Annotated in this window: 18 protein-coding genes, 3 tRNA genes and 1 pseudogene; 7 read left to right on the top strand and 15 right to left on the bottom strand. The window is 38.2% G+C overall.

From position 1 onward, the window contains the following. Positions 1-17 precede the first annotated feature (17 nt). The 4 genes from AC0C45_RS20685 to recQ form a co-directional block, all read right to left on the bottom strand. Positions 18-1466 (bottom strand): aldehyde dehydrogenase family protein, encoded by a 1449-nt coding sequence (locus AC0C45_RS20685; RefSeq protein WP_171777273.1) that lies wholly within the window; start codon positions 1464-1466, stop codon positions 18-20. A gap of 82 nt (positions 1467-1548) precedes the next feature. Further along, positions 1549-2532: an agmatinase gene (gene speB, locus AC0C45_RS20680; RefSeq protein WP_047932101.1), complete on the bottom strand. Its 984-nt coding sequence runs from the start codon at positions 2530-2532 to the stop codon at positions 1549-1551. A 217-nt stretch (positions 2533-2749) separates the two neighbouring features. Beyond that, entirely contained in the window at positions 2750-4132 is a 1383-nt protein-coding gene (locus tag AC0C45_RS20675) for a sigma-54 interaction domain-containing protein (protein ID WP_472928692.1), read from the bottom strand. A gap of 108 nt (positions 4133-4240) precedes the next feature. Beyond that, positions 4241-6376, bottom strand: a complete 2136-nt coding sequence (gene recQ, locus AC0C45_RS20670) for a DNA helicase RecQ (RefSeq protein WP_472928690.1) — start codon at positions 6374-6376, stop codon at positions 4241-4243. Positions 6377-6647: 271 nt separating this feature from the next. Between recQ and AC0C45_RS20665 the strand changes: the two genes are divergently transcribed. From AC0C45_RS20665 to AC0C45_RS20645, 5 genes are all read left to right on the top strand, one after another. Beyond that, positions 6648-7067, top strand: a complete 420-nt coding sequence (locus AC0C45_RS20665; RefSeq protein WP_016764030.1) for a hypothetical protein — start codon at positions 6648-6650, stop codon at positions 7065-7067. Between the two features lie 346 nt (positions 7068-7413). After that, positions 7414-7740 carry a YflT domain-containing protein gene (locus tag AC0C45_RS20660; protein WP_013056955.1) on the top strand — a complete coding sequence of 109 codons (327 nt, stop codon included), beginning with the start codon at positions 7414-7416 and terminating at the stop codon, positions 7738-7740. Between the two features lie 120 nt (positions 7741-7860). Continuing rightward, the gene (locus AC0C45_RS20655) at positions 7861-8118 is read left to right on the top strand and encodes a hypothetical protein (protein WP_047932104.1); all 258 of its coding nucleotides are present in this window, start codon (positions 7861-7863) and stop codon (positions 8116-8118) included. A gap of 275 nt (positions 8119-8393) precedes the next feature. Continuing rightward, a complete protein-coding gene (locus tag AC0C45_RS20650) occupies positions 8394-8942 on the top strand; it encodes a DUF3231 family protein (protein WP_047932105.1) in 549 nt (182 codons plus the stop codon). Positions 8943-9009: 67 nt separating this feature from the next. After that, positions 9010-9261 carry a hypothetical protein gene (locus tag AC0C45_RS20645; protein WP_237894015.1) on the top strand — a complete coding sequence of 84 codons (252 nt, stop codon included), beginning with the start codon at positions 9010-9012 and terminating at the stop codon, positions 9259-9261. Between the two features lie 68 nt (positions 9262-9329). Here the strand turns inward: AC0C45_RS20645 and AC0C45_RS20640 are convergent, their stop codons facing one another. Beyond that, on the bottom strand, positions 9330-11507 hold the full coding sequence (locus AC0C45_RS20640; RefSeq protein ID WP_472928687.1) for an FUSC family protein: 2178 nt from the start codon (positions 11505-11507) through the stop codon (positions 9330-9332). A gap of 179 nt (positions 11508-11686) precedes the next feature. Continuing rightward, positions 11687-12502, bottom strand: a complete 816-nt coding sequence (locus AC0C45_RS20635; protein WP_047932108.1) for a hypothetical protein — start codon at positions 12500-12502, stop codon at positions 11687-11689. A 178-nt stretch (positions 12503-12680) separates the two neighbouring features. Between AC0C45_RS20635 and AC0C45_RS20630 the strand changes: the two genes are divergently transcribed. Further along, positions 12681-13619 (top strand): VanW family protein, encoded by a 939-nt coding sequence (locus AC0C45_RS20630; RefSeq protein WP_257063387.1) that lies wholly within the window; start codon positions 12681-12683, stop codon positions 13617-13619. 73 nt (positions 13620-13692) lie between these two features. Here the strand turns inward: AC0C45_RS20630 and AC0C45_RS20625 are convergent, their stop codons facing one another. From AC0C45_RS20625 to AC0C45_RS20615, 3 genes are all read right to left on the bottom strand, one after another. Then, on the bottom strand, positions 13693-13815 hold the full coding sequence (locus tag AC0C45_RS20625) for a YjcZ family sporulation protein (RefSeq protein WP_013056948.1): 123 nt from the start codon (positions 13813-13815) through the stop codon (positions 13693-13695). 188 nt (positions 13816-14003) lie between these two features. Further along, the gene (locus AC0C45_RS20620) at positions 14004-14516 is read right to left on the bottom strand and encodes a GNAT family N-acetyltransferase (protein WP_034652275.1); all 513 of its coding nucleotides are present in this window, start codon (positions 14514-14516) and stop codon (positions 14004-14006) included. Between the two features lie 11 nt (positions 14517-14527). Next, the gene (locus AC0C45_RS20615; protein WP_306437891.1) at positions 14528-14839 is read right to left on the bottom strand and encodes a YczF family membrane protein; all 312 of its coding nucleotides are present in this window, start codon (positions 14837-14839) and stop codon (positions 14528-14530) included. Between the two features lie 258 nt (positions 14840-15097). Here AC0C45_RS20615 and AC0C45_RS20610 point away from each other — a divergent pair. Continuing rightward, positions 15098-15346: pseudogene (locus tag AC0C45_RS20610) on the top strand (spore gernimation protein KB); the annotation flags it as partial. A gap of 177 nt (positions 15347-15523) precedes the next feature. On the opposite strand, the gene AC0C45_RS20605 reads toward AC0C45_RS20610, so the two are convergent. From AC0C45_RS20605 to AC0C45_RS20580, 6 genes are all read right to left on the bottom strand, one after another. Further along, positions 15524-16924: a Na+/H+ antiporter NhaC family protein gene (locus AC0C45_RS20605; RefSeq protein WP_257063390.1), complete on the bottom strand. Its 1401-nt coding sequence runs from the start codon at positions 16922-16924 to the stop codon at positions 15524-15526. A gap of 215 nt (positions 16925-17139) precedes the next feature. Beyond that, a tRNA-Gly gene (locus tag AC0C45_RS20600) sits at positions 17140-17211 on the bottom strand. A gap of 19 nt (positions 17212-17230) precedes the next feature. After that, positions 17231-17312: transfer RNA gene (locus tag AC0C45_RS20595), tRNA-Leu, on the bottom strand. A gap of 26 nt (positions 17313-17338) precedes the next feature. Next, positions 17339-17412, bottom strand: a tRNA-Trp gene (locus AC0C45_RS20590). 226 nt (positions 17413-17638) lie between these two features. Further along, entirely contained in the window at positions 17639-19033 is a 1395-nt protein-coding gene (locus tag AC0C45_RS20585) for a phospholipase D-like domain-containing protein (protein WP_047932111.1), read from the bottom strand. A gap of 388 nt (positions 19034-19421) precedes the next feature. Further along, a complete protein-coding gene (locus AC0C45_RS20580; protein WP_016764018.1) occupies positions 19422-20561 on the bottom strand; it encodes a zinc-dependent alcohol dehydrogenase in 1140 nt (379 codons plus the stop codon). Positions 20562-20567: the final 6 nt, after the last annotated feature.

The following is a 20567-nucleotide window of genomic DNA, read 5'->3' as shown; positions in this document are numbered from 1 at the left end:
TTTTCCACCTTTCACTTTTATTGATACCAATTGGCTCGAGCTAGCTTGGTATTTGTATTCACATGTTTTATTTCAGTAAAAGCAGCTAATCCTGATGGACCTAACTCCCGGCCAATGCCGCTTTCTTTAAAACCGCCCCACGCCGTTTCAATATGAGGCGTATGGTAGCCGTTGATCCAAATCGTTCCCGCTTGAAGCTGTTCAGCAACTCGCTCTGCTTTCATTAAATCATTCGTTAAAATTCCTGCAGCTAAACCAAATCTCGTGCCATTGGCAAGTACTATGGCTTCTTCTTCACTTGAAAAAGATTGAACGGTAATGACGGGACCAAATATTTCTTCTTGTACGACTTTCATATGCTGCTCCACACCGACGAGCACAGCCGGCTTTATATAGTTGCCACCTTCGCAGTCAATTAACGTTCCTCCTGTTAATAAATTCGCGCCTTCTTCTTGACCTAGCTTGATAAAATCCTGTATTTTGTTCAGATGCTCCTTGCTAATAACCGGACCCATCTCCGTTTCTTCTCTTAAGGGGTTACCAATTTTTATAGCAGCAACAGCCTCCGTAAGAGCAGAAAGAAACGGCTTATAGATAGATTCATGTACGAGTATACGCGATGAAGCTACACACACTTGACCTTGGTTAAAAAATGAGCCAAACATTGTCCAATCTACTGCAATATCAATCTCGCTATCTTCAAAAATAAGAAGGGGAGATTTCCCTCCCAGTTCAAGCGAAACTCTTTTCAGCTCTTTTGCGCACTGCTGATAAATACGTTTGCCTGTTACTGATCCTCCTGTAAAAGAGACTTTAGCTACGTCTTTGTGTTCAATCAGTGCACTTCCCACTTCACCGTCTCCCGTAAGCAAATTAAACACGCCTTCTGGTATACCAGCTTTTTCACATAGTGAAGCTAACTTTAAAAAAGAAAGCGGCGTTAATTCTGACGGCTTAAACACCACCGTATTTCCAGCTGCTAAGGCAGGAGCCAGCTTCCACATACCAAGCAACAAAGGGAAATTCCAAGGAACAATCAGCGCGCATACGCCAATAGGTTCTTGAATGATTTTACTGTTTGTGTCGTCGAACATGTTCTTTGTCCACGGCTGATTTTCTTCTATTAAATTTGCGTAATATCTTAAACAATTAATCGTATCTTCTATATCTAACTGTGATTCTTTTATTGGTTTGCCTGTATTTAACGTTTCTGTTTCGGCAAATACACTCGCTTCATTTTCTAATAAATTTGCTAGTTTATTAAGCACCTCTACACGCAGTGACTTATTTTTCTTCCATTCACTCTGTTCAAAAGCCTGCTTTGCTTTACCTACCGCTTCCTCTACTTGTTGAAGCGACGAGTCACACACTTCCGCTATGATCTTATTAGTCGCTGGATTGATAATTTCTCTTTTTAATGTTTTTTCCTGTTTCTTATCTATTTTTACATTTGCTTGCCTGTTCATACCCAAACACTCCCTATAGAGAACTCGTATGTAAAAGCGGGAAGATAATAGTACCTTCCCACTTTTACCACCTTGCTTGTATTTAGTCGCGTGCTTTCACTAACAGCGCTTCTTCTTCTTTTGCTTTTTTTCTTAACGCGATAAGCGTGATAAATTCATAGACAATATTAGCGGCCGCCGCTGCTGTAATTTGACCATGATCATAAGCTGGCAGTACTTCCACTAAATCAAAACCGACAAAATCTATATTTGTTAAGCCCCGAACGAATTGAAGCGCATCGTCAATACTTGCACCCGATACTTCAGGCGTTCCCGTTCCCGGCGCGTAAACTGGATCTAAAAAGTCAATGTCAAACGATAAAAATACGGGTCCTTCTCCTACACGCTCATGAATAATTTCTAGCATTCTTTCAACGCCCAGTTTTTTATATTCATTTGTCGTATACAGAGCTAGACCTAAGTTCTTTGCATCTTCTAAATCTTCAATGCCGTACAGACCGCCTCGCATACCAATTTGAATCGAGCGCGACACGTCGATTAACCCTTCTTCTATCGCTCGTCTAAATACCGTACCGTGATTGTATTTTTGTTCAAAATAGCTATCCCACGTATCAGAATGAGCATCAAACTGTAAAAGCGCTACCGGTCCGTGTTTTTTCGCGATGGCACGAAGTTCACCAAGGGTCATCGAATGATCACCGCCCAGTGAAATAGGAATAATTCCTTCATTCACAACCGGCGTTAACCCTTCTTCAATTTTTTTATATGTTTCTAAAATATATCCGGGAACAACTGACAAATCCCCGTAGTCCACGCCTGAAATGTAATCAAAAATATTAATCTCTTGTTCTGGGTTATACGGACGAAGCAAAATGGAGAAATCTCGAATAGCTTCCGGTCCGAAACGTGCTCCTGTTCGAAAAGACTGCCCTGAATCAAATGGAATACCCGTCACAATAAAATCCATCTCTGAATTTACTTGTTCTACATACGGAAGTCTCATAAATGTTCGAGGTCCGCAAAAACGCGGAGATTCAAATGAATTTTTCGGCTGATATTTTGGCATAATTTATTCCTCCTAGTGGGTTTCATTCATTAGCGCCGTATCATCATGTTAGATACTGACGCTTTTTATTTAGATACTTTTTATTAATGCAAAATGCATGCCAATTTTTATTACTCTATTTCGTGCAATTATGGAGGATTTTTAATTCACAATAGAATCAAAACAAAAAAACTGATTCAGTATTGAATCAGTTAATTCATAATGAATTAAAATCTCATTATTTTATATTGTACTTTCGTAAACGTCTTACGACCGTAGGCTGGCTAATCCCTAGTGTATCTGCCATTTCATACGTTGTTTGACACTGACGATAAGCACGAACCAGCCAGTTTTTCTCCACTTCTGCAAGTGCTTGCTGAAGCGTCATTCCCTGAGATGTTAACGTGTCAAGAGACTCCCATTCTTCTTTTTCACTGCTGCTATTTTCTGAGTAAAACGGGAGGTCTTGAGGCGAGATACTGTTTTCATCTGTGATTAACACAAGGCGTTCAATTGTATTTTGAAGCTCCCGAACATTTCCAGGCCACGGATGTTCAATAAGTAGATTTAATGCTTCTGCGTGAAAAAATTTCTTCATGTTATATTTTTCATTTTGTTTATGCAACACGTGATAAAGCAGTGCCGCGATGTCTTCTTTTCGCTCACGAAGCGGCGGAATGGTAATCGGAATAACGTGCAAGCGATAAAATAAATCTTCGCGAAACGTTCCTTTTTTGATCATTTCTTCAAGCGGCTGATTTGTGGCTACAATCAGCCTGAAGTTTACGTGTTTGGCTCGTTCACTTCCAATTTTGGTGACTGTTTTTTCTTGCAGCACTTTTAACAGCTTCACTTGCATATCAAGAGGCAGCTCTCCTATTTCATCTAAAAAAAGCGTGCCGTTATGAGCTAATTCAAACTTTCCTATTTTCCCTTTTGTACTTGCACCTGTAAAAGAGCCTGCTTCGTAGCCAAACATTTCAGATTCAAACAAACTAGCTGGAATAGCTCCGCAGTTGATTTCAATAAACGGCTCTTCTTTTCGTTCACTCCCATAGTGTAAAGCATGAGCAAAAGCCGTTTTACCAACACCCGATTCACCTAGTAGCACAACCGTTGCATCGCTGTCTGCCACGCGATTAATAATCGACCATACCTTTTTCATCGATTCACTTCGTATGACCATCTCATTTGACTGCTGTTCACGAAGCTCTTCCACTTCTAGCTGATATGTTTTCATTTTCACTTCGAGCTGCTGATAATCTTCTTTTAAGCGCTGAAGCTCTGTTAAATCATGTGAAAAGCTGATGACTCTTTTCATACACTGATGTTCATCATACACGGGAATACCAGTTGCCATTACAACTTTACTCGTTTCTGTTTGTTGCATCAGCTGTACTTCTTTCTTTTTCTTTAGCACTTCAATCGTAACGGAAGGTGAAAATATCCCGCGGTCTTGCAATTCGTATACGGTTTGTCCGACTAACTCTGACACGTCATACCCGTATATATCACGGCAGTTTTGACTCGCTCGTAAAATAAACCCTTTTTCATCAGTGATGACGATATTGTCGTTAGAAGCATGCAAAATCGCTTCAATCTCTCGTTCAATCATTCCCATTCATTCCTCCTTTTTATGTGATCTGATTTTTCAAATATTTATACCTTCTATTTTATCAGTAAACTCGCTTACTCAACACAAAAAGCTCCTTTAGTAGGAGCTTTTTGTTTAAGACAGCTGCTTCATTTTTTGTTTGAATAACGCTACTTTTATCATAAAATAAGTGATGTTTTCAGGCAATTTTTCTTTGATTGGTTTTAACTTTTCATCGCCTACTGAGGAAGCAGCTTCTAAAATAAGCTGTTCTTCCTCCTCTGAAAGAAAAGGTGACCAGTCAATTTCTTTTTCTTCTTCTGCGCATTTAAACAAATGATTTTCAATTGTAATACGGCTTAATTCACGTTCTGCGGCAATTTCATCTAACGATTTTCCTTGCTGAAATAGCTCATACGTCATTAAGTGAGAACCTTCTTTTGATGACGCTCTTGCTTTTTTCGGAGCAGGCGCTGAAACTTCTCGCTTTCGATCTGGATGTTCTTCACAAAACTGTTTGATTTCAGTCGTGAATCGTTCTCCGTACCGCTCTTGTTTTTGTTCTCCGACTCCTTTTACAGTGGCGAACTGTTCAAAAGTTACTGGAAGTTTCGCACACATGTCATGAAGAGTATCGTCTGAAAAAATAACAAAAGGAGGCACGCCGGCTTCGTCTGCCAGCTGCTTTCGAACAGAACGCAAATGAGCAAACAGCTCGTCATCTTGGACAATTTGCTTCACTTCCATTTGTTCTTTTCTCATTACTTTTTCCGTCCCAAGAAGCACGCCTTTTCCTTTGGCCGCTACGGATAAAGTAGGAAATGACCCTTGTCCTACTAAAATAAACTGCTCTGAAATCAAATACTCAATAAAATCGCTCACTTCTTTAGCCGACCGGTCGCTCATGACGCCGTACGTTTTCAGTTTATCAAAACCAAAATCAACTACTTTTTTATTTCGAGAACCCGTTAATACTTGAGCAATCATCATTTTACCGAAACGTTCGCCCATACGAATCATACAAGATAATACTTTTTGCGTATCGACCGTTACATCTATTTCCACACGATCATCCGTACAGTTGCTGCAGCGGCGGCACTCATGCGCTTCACTTTCTCCAAAATAATGAAGGATATACGCCTGCAAACAGCCTTCTGTATGACAGTAGTTCACCATACTTTGCAGCTTTTCAAGATCTTGAATCTGCTTTTTAGGATTCGACGTTGACTGTTCAATTAAAAAGCGCTGCACGCGAATATCTTGAGGTGAATAAAGTACGATACACTCACTTGGCAGTCCGTCACGACCAGCACGTCCTGCTTCTTGATAATAACTTTCCATATTTTTCGGAAGCTGATAGTGAAGAACAAAGCGAATATTTGATTTATCGATTCCCATCCCAAACGCAGACGTGGCTACCATTACCTGCACATCATCTTGCAGAAAGCGGTTTTGCTCTTCATCACGGCTGTTCCCATTCATACCAGCATGGTATTTTGATACGTTAACTCCTGACTTTTGCAATCTAGCGTGAAGCTCTTCAACATCTTTACGCGTAGCCGCATAAATAATGCCTGCTTCTTGGTCATTTTTACGGATATACTGATCGATATAGCTCATTCGATCCTGGCCTTTTACAACAGCGAACGATAAATTTTCACGTTCAAACCCCGTCATCACCGTGTACTCTTCGTTAATATGAAGAGCTCTGCAAATATCTTCACGTACTTGAGGCGTCGCAGTAGCCGTCAGCCCCATCACAATCGGAGCATTAGACAGCTTGCTGATCAGTTCATTGATGCGCAAATAACTTGGTCTAAAATCATGCCCCCACTGTGAAATACAGTGCGCTTCATCTACCGCTACAAGCGGAATAGGAAGCATTTGAAGCTGCTCTAAAAACTGCGGAGACTCCAGTCGTTCCGGCGCTACATAAAGCAACTTATATTCCCCGATCGCTACTTCTTCTAAGCGCTGCTGCACCTCCGTGTGCGTCAGCGAGCTGTTAATATACGTAGCCGGAATACCAGCTGCGTTCAGCGTGTCCACTTGGTCTTTCATCAAAGAAATCAACGGAGAAATCACCAGTGTCGTGCCTTCTAAAAGCAAGGAAGGAATTTGATAACAAAGCGATTTCCCTCCTCCTGTTGGCATAATACAAGCAGTATTGTGCCCTTCTAAAACATAACGAATCGACTCTTCCTGTCCTTTTCGAAACGAATCATAGCCAAAATAGGACTGTAAATGTGTTAAAGCTTGTTCAAATTGCAAAATTGCGTCCTCCTTTAAAATAAGTAGAAATAGTAGTTGAGGAATGAAGTTAGAAGAAATTGAGACGTAGGGTTTTATTTTATCAAATCTTGGGGGAAGTTGCACAGAATTCGTTGATTTAAGAATATAGCAAAAATGATAAGCGAAAAGCCCTCAATTTATAACTCTCTTTCCTATCCCAAACAGACTTTTTATGTATGTCAGGACTCCTTTCCTAAAAATCTTTCCCCATTCCATTCTTTTTTCCTGTATACTTAAGAATAGGAAAGAGGTGCTTATCACGAGACATCCTGTAGAAACAATTTATTATTTAGAAAATCCACAGCGTAATGTTTCAACATATGCTTCCACAACTCAGTTAACGGTTGAGTCTGTTGTGAAAGATGTGTTTGGTGTTGCTTGCGTAGCAGATATTAAAATTATGCTCCAATATAATAAAGAATTCCGCAAAAGTATTAGTCAATTACACAATGCAATGGACGATGATCTTACGTTAGAAATGGTTTTTCGAGTTGCTTCAAAAGAAGATTTGCTTCGATTTAAAAAAAGTTTACTTGAAAGTAGTTTAGATGACGCAGAAACGTCAATAGACTGTCCATTCAGCGCAACCATTCAATTACAAGATGGTCGATATACATGGAACGAGTCTACTTCTGTTTATGAAAAACAAAAAGAACGTCTTTCATCTTAAATTTCTCTATTTTTATGTATGTAAAAAGCCTGGATCTTAGCTGTTTAAGATCTAGGCTTTTTGCAGTTTGTACTGTACCTTAAAAGGTCAAAAAAAAAAAAAAAAACGATGCAGGAAAAAGGCTAACTAAAGCTTCTTCCCGCTTATCCTTCACATGATTCTCCTCAAAGATAACTGCGCTGTTTCCTCTTCTCCTATGTTAGACTTTTTAACTCAATTTCAGGAAATAGGTTTTATCACTTCCAATAACGTGTATACACAAAGCAAGGAGATAAGTTACTTAAACTTCTCTTCATTACTCAACGTATTCGAGAAAGTTGTCTATCATACAAGGAGGTTTTTGGAAATGGTAAATGTAAAAGTAGTTGAAAATGGCGTACAGGCAAAAGATACAATTGAACAATTTTTGCGTGAAGGATTTACAAAAGACGAAGTTTATTTACTTGCACACCATCAAGATCGCTCCGAGGATTTAACAGCTGCAACAAATACAAACAATATCGGTCTTTCTGAACAAGGTGTTTTTGATGCGATTGCGAATGTGTTTCGTTCTCGAGGAGACGAGCTTCGTGCCAAAATGCGTTCATTAGGATTATCACAGCCGGAAGCTGAACGCTATGAAGAAGAATTAGATCACGGTAAAGTAATCGTCGTTGCATCAAAAGTTGCTTGAACTAAAAGCCCTACAGCAGGGCTTTTTTATTTTTGTCTTCTTCCCTTCTTCTCCTTTCATTAAAGAAGTCATCCCTATATATGATTATGAAGATAAGAGTTACTGCGAGGAGTGATATATTTGATTATAGGAATTGAGTACACAAAGCGTGTAAAAGACGGATTGGTCGTTAAAAATATTCCTTACAAGATACATGATAAACCTTGTGATGAAGGCTGCTGTAAGAATGATAAAACGATAGGTGTCAGAGACAAATTAAGGGTTAATTGGCTGTTGAATGTTTTTATGCCCAGCAAAAATATAACGGTATTTGATTATAAATATTGGTCAGAAGAGCTAACTTCTTTATGGAGAGAGCATCGGAGAAAAACTGTATAATACTCAAGATAAAAAATCTCCTTAATGAGCAAGGAGATTTTTTTCTATTGACTTTACCTTCTAGCCCCAACCTATTTATCAAGCGTTTCAACAATTTTTATACCTTTAGATGTGGTGACACTAAATGTAACGTCATCATTATAAATTGCTGCGTAGGATGCTTTTCCTTCCACTTATCATAATTAATTTTATACGTAACATTTCTTAGCTGTGTTTATCCTTTTCTGCTGAAGGTAATAATGAAGATGCATAAACTATATAAAGGGTGAAAAGTTATGATTAACGTCATTGAGACACTAATTGATTATATAAAGAACTCTTCTACAGATGATCCTCCCCCTCGCCCACATATTGGTGAGACTATGGGTTGTTGGCTGTATTTCACTGCTTTAGCGGAAGAAATACCTGCCTTAGAAACCTGTCTTAATACAACAATGAACAGTGAACTGCTTAAGCTTGTTCAAGACTCAAAAAACCTGGCTGAATCTCAGATTGATACACTCAAAAAATTAATGATTAAAGAAGGAATTCCCCTTCCTGAAATACCGGCTACTAAACCGAAATCTGACCCTAACAGTATTCCATTAGGAGCGAAAGCCACGGATTCTGAAATCGCTAACTTAATATCTGTAAAAATTGCCTCTAATATCGTCATGTGCAGCACGAATATGGGACAGTCTATTAGAACCGATATTGGATTAATGTGGTTGAAATTCCACACTGAAAAAATCATATTAGGATCAAAAGTAAAAATTCTAATGCAGCAAAAAGGATGGCTTAAAATCCCGCCTTACTACTATTCACCTGGAGCACCTCATAACTAATTGAAGTGTTTTAAAATAAACAGCATAGATAACCTTACATCCAACACATTTAACGAGGTGCTTGAACATGGATTTCCCTACAATTCATACAAATTTTTGGGACGCACTCATTGGTGTTCCTGTCGTATTAATCGTGACGCAGCTGATCAAATGGCTTTTTCAGCCTAAAAAGCAGTATGTTCCGACTATTGCTTTAGCTGTCGGCGTGCTTTTTTCAGTATTGATCAGTCACCCTCATCATATTATTCCCGGGTTGTTTATGGGATATTTTTATGGATACGCCGCAATTGGCAGCTATGCCGGTCTTAAAACAACGTGAAGAACGATTAGAAAAGATACGTCACCTTATTCATCAGACTAAAAAAACAGCGAAACATTCGCTGGTTTTTAGTCTTCACTACTTATTTCTTCTGCTCCTAGCTCTTTGGCTAAGTGAACAACCGATTGATTGATTTTCCATACGTAATAAATGTTGTGGAGCAGCTGCAGATGCTGTAAGTTTCTTGATTGAACGGACGTATCAAAATAATCTAAAGATTGTTCAATTTTTTGTCTTACATCTTCAAGCGTGTATACATACGTTCCTCTTTCTCCTCGCAGCGCTTTTTCAAGCTGAGTGAAATTGCTTGCCACTTTCTCTTCCACTTCCTTGACTACACCGTGAAATTCCACTTCCTTATAAAAAGCTTCGTTTCTAGTAGAAGATGCTACCAAATGCTTAGCGTAATAATTAATGGCGGTAAAAACAGTCAAAAATTGCTGAAGACGTGAACGGCCAACGAAACCTTTAATAATAGGATCTGAATCGACATGAAGCTGTTTTAGCTTTTTTTCTAATTCCATTCCTTTATCAGCGAAATTGGCAAACGCATACTGCTTCGTAAAACGATGTAAATAAGTGTGAACAAATTCTTTTAAAGCCACTACGTATTCTACTGAGGTGTCGGTTATTTTATCTCTTGTTCTTTTAGGAAACACAAGAGCAGATACGGCTAACCCAATTCCAACTCCTACAACTGTATCCAATACGCGTGCCAGTAATAAACTTTCTGAAATTCCCCCAAGAAGCATGTCATACATAAAGGCCAGCATCATTGTAATCCAAAAGCTCATAAACGAGTACGTAATGGGAAAGAAATAAAAAGCCATAAACACACAGATAAAAAGAAGCGTTATTTCAAGTATTCCCGGTGAGACAAAGCTTGCGACAACAAAGCCCACAGCCGCTCCTAAAAGCGTTCCTACACTTCGCTGTACAGCTTTTACAAACGTACTTCCTATCGTTTCTGTACCAAGAAGCACTAAATAGCCTGCTAAGAGCGCCCAATATTGATGCGATGGAGATAAAAAAGAGCCAAATATTAATGTCGCAACAGCAGTGATGACCGCTTGAATAGACTTTTTCGTAGAGGGTTTTAATCCTTTTTCTTCATCATTGTCCTCTTCATCTTCTTTTTCTTCCGCTTCTTTTTGAGGCTGTTTTTCTTGTTTCACAATTGCTTGCTGCAGCTCATAGGCCTCATCAATCACGTGATTTGATATCGTTTCGATACGGCGGATTAAGTAAAGCCAGTCTTTATACCTTTTGTCTTGAGGTTCGAGTTCACTTAATTTTTGGCGCAGCTCTTGCAGATGCTGAGCTGCATCTGTTAGTGAATGAGTAGGATTTTCATTTAACACCTCTGCTTCGCGAATCGATTCCACTAGCTTTAACAGCAGCTGCTGAATATCAAAATGATTAAATGCCTTTAATTCACTGAGTTTTCGAATTGCCGGGGAATATGTCTGAAGCAGCATCACTGTATCAAATACATAAAGGCGCATTTGTTCAGCTGTGACGCCAGGCCATATGTCGTGAGGATCTGTATTTCCAAGCTCTTCTGATGCTACACGGGCATACTCCGCTAATTTTTTAATATTGCGGCTGTATTGTTTAATTTGAGCAGGTTCAATCTGTTTCTTTTGAATTAACTCAATAATTAAATCAAGCACCAAATTCACTTGAATATGAAACGATTTCATTGAAGATCTCAGCACGTTGGCAGGTCGGTCTTTAAAGATGACAAAGTTATAGATAAATGCACAGCATGCTCCTACTATAACACCAGCTAACAGCCACGACAGCTGAGAAAATGTGACGTGTAAAATAGAAGCAAAATAAAACGACATAAATGCGACCATCGACAGGGAAAAATAGCGGATACCAAATTTCTGTAAATAAAAAGACAAAAACACTAGCAGAACGAGAAAAATATTTTCTGCTTGTCCATATCGTGATAAAAACGAGCCAATTCCGAGAGAAACGGCGCTAGAAAGTGCTACTAAGCCTGTTGTCACTTTTTTTGCTTTTGTTGTTTCATCATTTACAACCAATATACCCATCAGGCCGATTACGCCTGCTAAAATAGCAGCGGTAATTTGTGAGCTTCCGGCTGTTTTTAATACGATCAGCATAATAACGACCGCTGTAATTACGCTGATCGTAGCTTTAGAAGCCGTTTTGAGCCTTTTTCGTCCAGGATCTGCAGCAACTAAGCGGCTAAACCAATATGAAAGAATAAACACCCTCTCCTTTCGTGCTGTAGAGTTCTTTGTAGAAAGAGTAATATTATTACTTATACCCTTTTTTATTCTTTTCTATCGTATGTAAGCACGTTTTTCCACTCTAACATTGCGAACGGCTAAACAAATGCTTAAAAACACATCTGTTTTCTGTCAGATGTGTTTTTAAAAATAATCGGTCATTACAGTGTAAGAGAAGAAATTTCCCATCCGTTTGTTAATGGATTTCTCTTTAAAGTAAAAACCATCGTGGTCTTTTGAGCCCCTTTATCTTCGTAATAAATAAGGCAATCTACGGCGATTTTCTCTTTTGTTTTATACTTTTTTGCATGAAATAAGTCCGTTTTATAATAAATGGTGGAGACACTATGCAGTTTTGCCCATAGCTTATGCTCTTGCTTCACGCGCAAAACCGGCTGCATTAAGGCATCGTCATCTTGCTTTAATCCTGTTAAAAACATATTTACGACTTCTGCCGGCTCAGCTTTTAATGCATATTCATCAAGCTTTCCTCCTGCTTTTAATACCATTAACTGATGACCTGGATCCACATTTTGAGACTTGTGAGTCGTACTTCCTGCAAAATGAATGCAAAAATGACCGGGGAACCCATTGTCAAGCGCACCGGCTCCGTGAGGCATTCCGTTCATGGAAGCTGCAAGCATTTGACCTTTAAACGGAATAAGAACAGCTCTTCGGTTCCAGCTCCATTTTCCATTATATAAGTGCTTCATTACTTTCGTATCTTGACGTGTAAGCGGCTGAACATCTGCATGGTGTGAGCCTGCTCTTCGCTGCACGTAAAAGTAAAAACCCGTTTCTACATCGATCACTTTAAATTTTTTCCCCTTCGGCAGTAAGCTTTCTACACGTTTCCACTTTAATACTTTTCCAGTGTCACTTACCGGAAAGTACGTAAGGTTTTCTTCCGCTTTCATCTTTTGGGGATGCACAAAAAAACTAATAAGCATAAAGACTAAAATCATTAATTTTGTCATTGTCTACCCTCATTACCTTGTAGTTTCTCTATGTAATATGCGAAAGTACACATACAATTATAAATAGAAATTTTTACACGCTAAGATCATGGAAAATAATACAAAAAAGAGCTTGTGAATCTTATACATTAAACGGTTCATTTTATTCATACTAACAGGTGAAAGCGAGGTATATGATATGAATTTCACTTGGATGGTTGGACTTTTAATGCTCATTCAACCTCTTTCTACACAAGACCACCTATCTATTACTCATGACGGTAAACCAATTGAACGGATTGAACGGGACAAAGTGGCCGTACCTCTTCTTCCTGTCCCTATGGTTGATCATGATCGATACAATCTTCTTCTAAAAGAATTGGATAAAAAGACATATAGAGAGCCCATAAATGCCCGCATTGATAAAAGCGGACAAATTGTTCCTGAGCAAGCGGGTGTCAAACTATATCATAAAGATTTTGCGGAGAAATTTTATACTTATTTTTTTAACGGCGGTACGTCAACATTAGAAATCCCGACGCTTCCTATTCCGCCTCGCGTAGATAAGGAGCTGCTTGCAACGATTCGAATTAAGCAAATCGGTCATTATCATACAGTATTTAACCCTCATAATAAAAATCGTTCTCACAATATTTCTCTTGCGGCTGAATCACTAGACAGCAGCGTTATATTTCCTGGGGAAGTTTTCTCTTTTAATCAAACCGTTGGAAAAAGAACGGCAGCAAAAGGGTATATGCGTGCGCCAATCATTGTAAAAGGAGAGTATTCTGAAGGAGTTGGAGGAGGAATTTGCCAAGTTTCTTCTACTTTATTTAACGCCGTTGATAACGCTGGCGTAACGATTACACAGCGTTATTCACACAGCCGCAGCGTTTCCTACGTACCTCCTGGACGAGACGCTACCGTCAGCTGGTATGGACCTGACTTTCACTTTAAAAATACGTATAGTGATCCTTTGTTGATTCGAGCGCAGGTACACGGAGGAGTCGTAAGCGTGGCCATTTACTCTACTGATGCGATTGAATATAAGCCTCGCCGCGTGCCTTGGGCTTCTATTGACCAATTGCCGAAAGAGAAGAAAATTGAATCGCATGTTGATACTGAGCCTGCTGATTAATCATCTCTTCCAGCTTTTTATAATGAACACAAAAAAGCCTAAAGGGTATCCTTTAGGCTTTTTTGTGATATAATTAGCAGCCGTATCCGCCACCATAACCACCGCTATAACAACTACATCCGATAATTACTAATAGAATAAATAATACAACTAATAAAGCGAAACCAGAACCAAATCCACATCCAGCATTAGACATACAAGCACTCCCTTTCAACGTAATTTTCTGTTGCTAAAACAAAGAAGGTTCAAACATGGGGTGTTTCTCATGGATATCTTATTGTATGTCTGCCTAGACGTTTTGGTTTGCTGTTCTGCTCATTTTTTTAAAATTGGGCTTGTTTTCGTCTTTACAACTTGGAAAATGCAATTCCGTAAAAGTAAAGCTCATTTCCACTCTTCTTTTAAAATCGCGTAATAATATTCATCCCACCATCCTTTATCAGTTGGAATACATTTTTTAAAATAACCTTCTCTTCTCATCCCGATTTTCTCCATAACACGATAAGAAGACGTATTCTCTGGTTGACAAGTAGCAATAATCCGATGCAGTTTCATTGTGTTAAAACCATAGTCCACTATTGCTTTTGCCGCTTCTGAAGCATATCCTTTCTGATGATAGAGAGCATTAAATACCCAGCCAATTTCATAAGTATGGTCCCCAAAATAGTTAAAAAAGACGATATGACCAATTATGATGTTTTCATTTTTTAATACAACTGGAAAGTTTTTAACGTTTCCTTTCATATTTTCATTTACAAATTTCTTCGCATCATCCTTACTAAAAACACCTTCTGGTATGTACTTCATGACATTAGCATCAGATGTATATGCGTAGACCTCCTGCCAATCTTCATAGTTAAATTTGCGTATTAATAACCTGTTAGTCTCAATGTTCATGTGGTTCTCCCCTATCTCAAAGCTATCTTTCTATACGCTTGTTTCGATAGTGAAGAGATAAAAACCTCTTTGCACCAAGTTACTATTGCTTTTGCTGACGCTTCTTTAAAACAAGATAAAGTGACTCCGCGAAAAAGAAAAACAAAAGAGAAAAAAGGACAAATAGTTCGGCCACTTCCATTTACACAAAACGGGCTTAAAGCATGGTATAGTGCCTGCAGTACGTTCGTTCCTTGAAAAAGATCAATTCCTACAGAAAGAGCGAGCAGTGATCCAAATAGCAGCAGGCTGACTCCAATAACTTCATCATTTTCACTCTTCACCTAATTATTGCTTACCTCATAGGTTCGTCATTTTTATTTACTGCCATGCAAAAGATATTTTGTTAAAAATTATATAACTATACGGTTTTTGGTCAAATTAATAAAAACTATAGTATATAGTAAGGGTGCTTTCATTTATGCCTTCGTTCTTTAAAAATCAAAAATCTAAAAATAATCTTCGATCTCAGGCAAATCAAACAAGCAGTGAACAAACATAGTCTTCTCTTAAGAATCTGCTGTCTGAGAACCTTACCTTTATTAATAGGTACAGCTACTTTATTTAAAATTAAATCTCCTTCACAACTAGCGTATCCTTTACGCATCATTGTGTTGCTTTTGTCGATTACTATTGCTAGTAATTTTTAAGAACATCTTTATGAAGGGTTACACGTAGCGAGATTTCTTTTACATATGCCGCTATTTTCTATCGTACCCATACTGCTTCTGAATATCGCCTTTTTGAAAAATAGGAAGAAGCAACACAGATCGTGTATCTCTAATAAATAGAAAAATGGCTTAATTTATCGAGGTGATTTTTTTGTATATATGGTTTTATGATCATTTTGTTAATACCATCTTATTTCCGCTTACTTGTATCATGCTAGTGTGCCTATCATTAGGACTGTATGCATACTTTAAGCTGAAAAAAATGAAAAATTGATACTAGATGGCTATTTCCCTCATTCAAAACAAGAAAGATACAACAAGATAAAAAGCTACTGTTATTCCCGCTGCAATTAAAGCTGGCTTTAATTTATACTTGGCATATTCAATAACCGACAAATCTAATATTTTGGCGATGGTATTCGTATCGTCGCTTAAAGGTGAAGAAAACGCTCCAAATGAACCGCTCGCAAACACCGCACCGATAATCAATGGCAAAGAAAGATCTGCAGAACTTGCAAGCGATATGCCAAGCGGCATTAAGATCCCCCACGTTCCCCAAGCAGATCCGATAAAGTAAGAAATAGCGGCTCCAAAGATAAACATGAACGGAGTGACAAACATTTGAGGAATCCACTTAGAATGTGCCGTCACAAAATTTGAAAAACCTAAGTCTTCTGTAACAGCGGATAATCCCCATACTACCGATAACAGCAGAATAACGGACATTAAGTCATTGCCTCCTGTGATAAAACCATTAAGCAAATTCTGTAATGTAAAGCGCTGAAACAAGAAAAAAATGAGGGTAATTAACGTAGTGATAATTAAAGCTACTACCATCGCTTCTAACACGTCTGCTTTAATAAATGCTTCAAAAAAGCTGTGGCTCTTATGATGCCCGCTCCACCATGTTAAAAGTAAGGTAAGTGAAATCACAACAAGTAAAGGTACTAACAAATTCCAAGGCTTAGAAGGCAAATCCTTCGACACGCAAGGATGACAATCATGCCAATCTTTTTCGTCTTCTTCCTCGAGCTTCATAGGAGCCGTAGATGTTGAATGATGAAAAAAGCTGAAATAAATCCCTACTAAAATAATCACAATCGAAAAGAAGTTATAAGGAATGCTTTGAATAAACAAAGAATAAGCGTCTTGTTTTATGCCTTGATGATCAATTGCCATTTGAATGATTGAGACCATATACCCTACAAATGCCGTTGCCACAGGAATTAAGACGATAACAGGAGTAGCAGTTGTTTCAATAACAAACCCTAGCTCTGCTGTCGTCATTTTCACCTTTTTGAGTAATGCTCTCATAATGGGCGCGATCGTCACAAAACGAAATGTGGGAGCACTGAATGTTCCAATGGTTGAAACATAGGTTAAAATAAGAGCTTTTTTTCTTGTATCAATTCTTTCTGCAGCTGTTTCTACAAAACCCTTCACTCCTCCAGCCATCTTAATCATTCCGATAAGCCCTGAAAATGCGTATAAAAAGACGACGATTTCTATATTACTTTTATTTCTAAGAGCTTGTACAATGTAGTGAAGTAGCTTTTCAACACCTCCGACAATCGAATGATCAACCAAATAAGCGCCTACTAATAAGCCTAGAAACAACCCTGGCAGCACTTGTTTGGTGAAAATAGCTATTGGAATAACAATTAAAAACGGTATAATTGAAAACCAACTAGATTCCATAGGACTCTCCCCTATCTTAAAGACCATATTAGATGTCTTCACGTATCGTTCATTAGCTTTTAATGTAACCCCAATATTATGTGTATATTCACGAAAACAACACGTATAAGCAGCACTGCTTTAATAAACTATTTCTGATTAAAAACAGCATCGTCAAAATCTTTATTTCTACAACAAAAAAAGCAGTTTGCACATGCAAACTGCTTTTGAAAAGAAGCGGAAGACGAGGTTCGAACTCGCGACCCCCACCTTGGCAAGGTGGTGTTCTACCACTGAACTACTTCCGCGCGTATATGAAAGTAAAGATGCGGGTGAAGGGACTTGAACCCCCACGTCATAAGACACTAGATCCTAAGTCTAGCGCGTCTGCCAATTCCGCCACACCCGCGTGTGAATTAAAAGATAACTCCAAAATGGCAGGGGCAGTAGGAATCGAACCCACACTGACGGTTTTGGAGACCGTAGTTCTACCTTTAAACTATGCCCCTAGAAATCATTTCTTCAAAAGAACCTCGTTTATTAACGACGCTATATTATAATAAAACATATATAAAATTTCGTCAATAGGGCTTTTTAAGAATCATGACTAGTACTAGCGATTTCAAAAAACTGTGAGGCATATCACAGCTTTTTATACTCCCCTCCGCCAGTTGCAGTAGCTCTTAATTCTACCATTGATTTTCAGTAAAAGCCTTTTTTAGGCACAGTGCGGAACTATACAAAATGTCTCCAAAATCGCGTGAAGACCGAAAGGATATGTAGGAGTGCAGACTTTACAGGGGGGACATTTTTTTGAGAATCCGTATTAAGATCAACAGGTTCTCCCTCATTTCCTACAAGCGCACTGTGAGAAATTTTAGTTTCAATAGCTCCTGTTAGCTCGGCTGCAAATTCTTCACTATCTATCATAACCATAGATTCAGTATTTAAAAATACTGAACGTGAATCTAAGTTAAAAGAACCAACTGCACTTAAACGCTGATCATAAACAACAGATTTCCCGTGAATTGAATAAGGCTTTTGATATTCATAAAGCTTTGAACCAGCTTTTATAACGCGATTCTTCACTCCCAAGTATGCAGAAAAAGCCATAGCATTTGGAGTGGATGTAATAGAATTAGTTAAAATAATTCTTTGCACTTTTGGTTTTACTTGCTTATCTATATACTGTTCCATCTCTTTTGTTGGTACGATATAAGGGCTTTGAACAACAATGGATTTTTCAGCTTGTTGGGAAAGCTTAATAAATGTTTTCCATATAAAAGGGCTTTTATTCATTCGTTGAATAGGATTTGTAATAAAAGAAACCTTTCTTGTAGGCATCGTTGCTTCTCTCCATACAATATAAGGGTGGACAAAAGGTTCATTTACTTTTTTTGCCTCTTCGTATTGATCTATTAACAATTTCTTGCCTGAAAGGCCCCGAAATTGTTTAGTTTTCTTGAGCTTTGGAAAAGCTTTTCGGGTATACGGGTGGTTCCATAATTTCTCTACATACTTCTCCATTGAGACAATGACACTATAACTTTCTTGCTTTGTGTTATAAATTAGCACATCACGGTCATAGACAAAATTTTTATCTGGTTGACTGGCCAAGTATTTATCTCCAATGTTTCGTCCTCCACTAATACCTAATTGACCATCGACTACTATTATTTTATCGTGAAGACGGTTATGCCATGTCCAAGGTTTAAAAATAGTGAAGGGCTCATAGTACTTTAATTCTATATTATTGTGGAAAGCTAGAGCATAAAGAACATTTTTTCTCTTGCCTTTTAACCCATGAGAGATCCCGTCTAACAGCACGCGAATACGTATACCTCGATCCGCAGCTTCGAATAAAGCGCCCATAAGTAAATCCGAAGAACGACCTTTACCTATGGAAAAGTAAGCAATATCAATTGTATGCCTCGCTTCTTGAATCATCTGCATCCGAACAAGCCCTGAAAGATAACCGTTTTCCAAAAGCATAACTCGATCTGTGGATTCTTTCTTCCCGTAAAAATTCTCAGTATTCATTACTTTTAGGTCTTTTCCCTTATGCAAAGGGACATAAAACAGTACCACTGCAGTTGCGAATACATATATGAAGTACAATACGACAATCATTATTAGTATGTTTATTAGCATATTTCCTGTCACAATCCCTTTCCATTCTTATCGTTCTGTTTTTATTAGGATTCTTACTTTTTTAACTTCTATACCTTTTAAAATAAGAATGGAATGATGGATTATTTGTTACACCACTGTTGATTTCCGTGCAAGTCTTCGCCTTTCCTCCCAAACAACAGCTAGAAGCAATTATATACACGAAACTTACGTTTACACTATCAATAAAAAAATCCGAACGCATTCGATTCTCCATCAAGAATCAAACGTGCTCGGATCTTCCTTCAAATAACATGCTTTTGTTCCAGCCTCTTTCAAATAGATATGATTATTGTAAAAATAATTCTCAATTTTTTCTTTATACATATTTAAGGAGATATATGCTTAATTATGGTTTTAAGATAACTTTTGTACATTCATCCTGATGATTGTTAAACATTTCATAAGCTTCACTCGCTTGATCAAGAGGGATTTTATGAGAAATTATTTCTGTAGGATCAAACTCCCTATCTGTAATTTTTTTGAATAATTCTGGCATGTAATGAATTACTGGAGCCTGTCCCATTTTTAAAGTGATGTTTCTTTCAAAAATGTTCCCAAGAGGAAACATATTATATATTGATCCATATACACCTGTTAGCTGAATTGTGCCAAATTTCCTTACTGCTTTTAGTGCAATTTGAATAGCACTTAACGTTCCTCCTTGCAGCTTGAGTTTCTGTTCAATCGCTTCTACTGGTGATTTCTTTCCATCCATTCCTACACAGTCAATTACAACATCTGCTCCACCACCGGTTACCTCTTTAATATAGCTTCCCATATCGTCGTATTTATCAAAATTAAAGCACTCTACGTTATTCATTTGTTTAGCTCGTTTTAATCTATATGGAACGTTATCAACAGCGATGACCCGTTTAGCACCTTTCATCCATGCAAACTTTTGAGTCATTAATCCAATGGGGCCGCTGCCAAGAACCACTACTGTATCCCCAGGTCCAACTCCGGAATTTTCTACACTCCAATAAGCGGTTGGCAGAACATCAGACATAAATAACAATGCCTCATCTTCAAGCTCACAGGAGGGCGGAATTACAAATGGCATAAAATTCCCAAAGGGAACACGTAATAGTTCAGCCTGTCCTCCTGGATGATTTCCGTATCGTTCAGTGAACCCGAAGTATCCTCCTGTATCGATTTCCTTATTAGGATTAGAGTTATCACATTGACTTTCTAAATCATGCTGACAATAATAACAGGTCCCGCACGAAATATTGAACGGTAAAACTACTCTGTCTCCTTTTTTTACTTTTGTTACCTCTGGACCCACTTCTTCTACAATCCCCATTGGTTCATGGCCAATAACGTATCCTTTTTCAGCAGGGAGAGCACCTTGGTAGATATGTAAGTCCGAACCGCAAATAGCTGTAGATGTAATCCTAACAATAATGTCGTCTTTTTTCTTCAAAGATGGATCTTCTACTTCTTTTACTTGGATATCCTTTGCACCTTGAAAAGTTACTGCTTTCATAATCAT

The sequence above is a fragment of the Priestia sp. VA7 genome, from assembly GCF_055710015.1.
This window is presented reverse-complemented; position numbering and strand designations above follow the sequence as displayed.